This window comes from Metallosphaera yellowstonensis MK1 (assembly GCF_000243315.1).
GTDB classification, from domain to species: domain Archaea; phylum Thermoproteota; class Thermoprotei_A; order Sulfolobales; family Sulfolobaceae; genus Metallosphaera; species Metallosphaera yellowstonensis.
The window spans coordinates 1-2,865 of record NZ_JH597759.1 but is presented as its reverse complement, the minus strand read 5'-3'; the positions used below and the strand labels follow the sequence as shown (position 1 = coordinate 2,865).

Here is a 2,865-nt window from a genome sequence, read left to right as displayed (position 1 = left end):
CGGTAGCCAGGGTCGTCTTCGACTCCAGTACTGTCCGAGAAGCTCGTGACGGACAACGTAGTGTCAAGGCTCAGGTCCAACCGAGCCCATGGTCGAGTCGGTCCAGGGGACCCTCGAGGAGGTGGAGGGCGCCTCCCAGTGGGATACCCCCCGGAGTCTACTACGCCGACCTGACCCTGGGAGGCCGAGCGATTATGGTGAAGTTGCTAGTCCGGGAACGTAAACGTGACTCTGGGACACACGCCAGGTACCTCTACACGACCGACCTCTCGCTCAGCTGGGAGGAGATCGAGGAGGCCTGGAGGATGAGGTGGGAGATCGAGGACCTCCAAGGGACGTCAAGGCCCTGGGACTGGAGGACTCCTCATACTGGAGGAGGGAGAGGCTTCAGGGCTACCTCACGATCTTCACCATCAACAACGTCGTCAGGGATCTGGTAGTGGAGCTGAACCTTAGGAGCGTGGAGGCGTTCCTCAGGTTCTCGAGCGCCGTTCAGGTGGACCGCCGGGGCTGATGAAAATCTTTAAGTTACCTTAAAGTCCCATAACTACTGTCCAGGATAAAACGTGCCCTTGATCACCTTCACGTGGGTGAAACGCTCCTGGAGGAGGTACGACGAGCTTGTGGAGTCGTGGGTGAGGCGAGGGAACTCGTCCAGGGTCAGCGAGGTTGACGAGATGTTGAGCTATCCAGGTAGTCCACTGTCTTTACAAGTGGGTCTTCACGTGCTTCGTCTACACGTCCCCGGCCTCTACCTCCTCTTCTCCGTGACGGGGCGAGGGGACCTTCAACGAGCTCAGGAAGCACCTCCAGAAGGGAGGTGAGCGACGACTACAACCCGCACTTCTCCTTGAGGTACTACATCTTCACCTCACCCGTCAACCCTGACGAGTCCCTAAGTAGGTCTGTCATGTTCAAGGGGGACCGCCAAGAACGTCAACTTTAGCACGGAGATGTTGAAGTACTTCATAGCCCTAGTCCTATGGGAGAGAGGACCAGTTCAGGAATTTGTAACTAAATAGCTACACTATGCAGGAAAAATAAAGTTAACAGAGACTTGGCCCATGAAGGTAAGTCGATGATATGTCGGATATCTCATATTAGATGTCCTGAAGTCTTTTGATAAACGCGAGTTAATATCTGGATCAGCAGGGATATTTATGGTCGAGAATACCACTGTGAGACTTGTCAAAAAAGATGAACAGTTTATAGAAGTAAAAGTAAAAAGACCGTTAGTACAATAACAACTTTTAAAATAACATGGTACTTATATGTAATTCTCCATTTATTGTTTTGAACCTTTAAATATTTTTAAGACCATGGAGGAACAGGCAGGAGTGTTGGGAACCAGGTATCGATGAAGCTGTTGTGACAATAGCGAACCTTACTAGCCACGAATCTTGAGGGCCCAGTCGAGAGAGTGTCCCGCTCGCAAATAATTGAATAAAGATCTGATGAACTTGAAAGCAATCAATTCGCATCGGGGGAGAATCATTAAGAAACTCTGAATTTTGTTTTGAGGTACGGTAATGGTAATACTTAAAGGGGAGGTCGTGTCGCTCGACGTCCTAGGAGACCTTGGTGCAGCTACCTCCCCCCGTAGAGTTGGCGAGCGAGCGTGAAACTTGAAGTTGAACTATGTGCTCAATACGTTCGCGGCGTCCACTAGGCCGACTCCCTCGTGCTCAGGGCGTTGATGGCATTGTGGTGTGGCGGTGCTCCTGGACGTGTTGGGGTATTGCGAGCACGACGAGGTGATGAGGTTGTCCCCCAAGGAGCGAAAGTTCAAGTCCTGGCACAGGGCGAGGAGGTTGAGGGAAGAGATGGGGGAGGTCTTCTGATACGTCGAGGAACTGGACGGGGGACTCGGGAGTTATCTACCCGGAAGTTCCCTTCAAGGAAGGGTCGGGAAGCTCTGGGCGGTCGACTCGTTCCTAGCTACCTTCGGGAAGGGGAGCAGGGAGACGTTGAGGGAGAAGTTATAGGTCAGCCTGAGGCAGGGGAAACTCTAGGGGCGGGTCTCCTCCACTGCCACGTGAAGTGCAAGGTAAGGGAGGTTCGAGGGGGAGTTCACCCAGGAACACGGACTTCATGTTCAAGCTCTTCGTGGCGATCTCCCTGACCCCGATCGGGCACAAGGTCCAGGTCGAGCAGACCTAACTTCCCCGACAACCAGGGCTTTCCCGTCGCCTGACGAGGTTATGGACGAAGAGTCCAGGGAAGACCTCGACCTGGCTCGTGGGTTTCCCCAGTTCAGGAGGCACGTGGAGTCCCTCAGCTCCCTCAAGAAGTGCTGTCTGCCGTTTGTCCCTACACTTTCATTTCATTTTGTCTTCAATCACGATCGAGTGTGGTGACTTAACCCTCAACCACCTACTTACGGTAGGTGGGTCATGGGACTCCTTCGACATGAAGGGCACGGGGCTCACATCTCCAACCCTTTTCCTCAAATTATAGAGGGCAACTACGTCCCTATGCCACCTCTCCCCCCTCTCACAAACACCAACCCTTGGGGCATCGCCCCCATCGGGTTGGTAAATGATCTTCGTCCAGTGGACTGGACAGACAGTAGAAGTGTGAGAAGGATCAACCAAGATCACGGGGACACCGAACTCCCTAGCCTTCTCAACGATAGCATTCTTCATTGAGGAAAATGCAGATCTATAAATCCTCGACCTGAGCTGTTTATCCTTCACGTCCTCAACCACGTGTTCCGGAGCCCTCTTTGACAAGTCCTCCAAAATTATAGCACTCCTACTTTCGTAAGCCTCCAAAACGATCAGCTTAGCCATCTTCCTCCTAACATCAAGCTTCTTGTCCTTTTCCCTCAACTTCCTCCCAACTTCCCTATCCTTAGTAGACCTA

5 protein-coding genes and 1 pseudogene are annotated in these 2,865 nt (G+C 52.5%); 5 read left to right on the top strand and 1 reads right to left on the bottom strand.

The window, feature by feature from the left end; genetic code table 11:
* The 5 genes and pseudogenes from METMK1DRAFT_RS19365 to METMK1DRAFT_RS19350 all read left to right on the top strand — a co-directional run.
* Window positions 1–269: pseudogene (locus tag METMK1DRAFT_RS19365) on the top strand (hypothetical protein); the annotation flags it as partial.
* Window positions 270–310: 41 nt separating this feature from the next.
* On the top strand, window positions 311–514 hold the full coding sequence (locus METMK1DRAFT_RS19360) for a transposase (RefSeq protein ID WP_009069607.1): 204 nt from the start codon (window positions 311–313) through the stop codon (window positions 512–514).
* 109 nt (window positions 515–623) lie between these two features.
* Complete coding sequence (locus tag METMK1DRAFT_RS00690; protein ID WP_216586083.1) at window positions 624–824, top strand: hypothetical protein; 201 nt, start codon at window positions 624–626, stop codon at window positions 822–824.
* Entirely contained in the window at window positions 821–946 is a 126-nt protein-coding gene (locus METMK1DRAFT_RS19355; protein ID WP_281034064.1) for a hypothetical protein, read from the top strand. Before METMK1DRAFT_RS00690 ends, METMK1DRAFT_RS19355 begins: the two co-directional genes overlap by 4 nt.
* A gap of 769 nt (window positions 947–1,715) precedes the next feature.
* Entirely contained in the window at window positions 1,716–1,841 is a 126-nt protein-coding gene (locus METMK1DRAFT_RS19350; protein WP_281034063.1) for a hypothetical protein, read from the top strand.
* 477 nt (window positions 1,842–2,318) lie between these two features.
* Here METMK1DRAFT_RS19350 and METMK1DRAFT_RS00685 read toward each other — a convergent pair.
* Window positions 2,319–2,865 (bottom strand): IS200/IS605 family accessory protein TnpB-related protein (locus METMK1DRAFT_RS00685; RefSeq protein ID WP_009069605.1); only part of this gene is annotated, 547 nt, incomplete at its 5' end.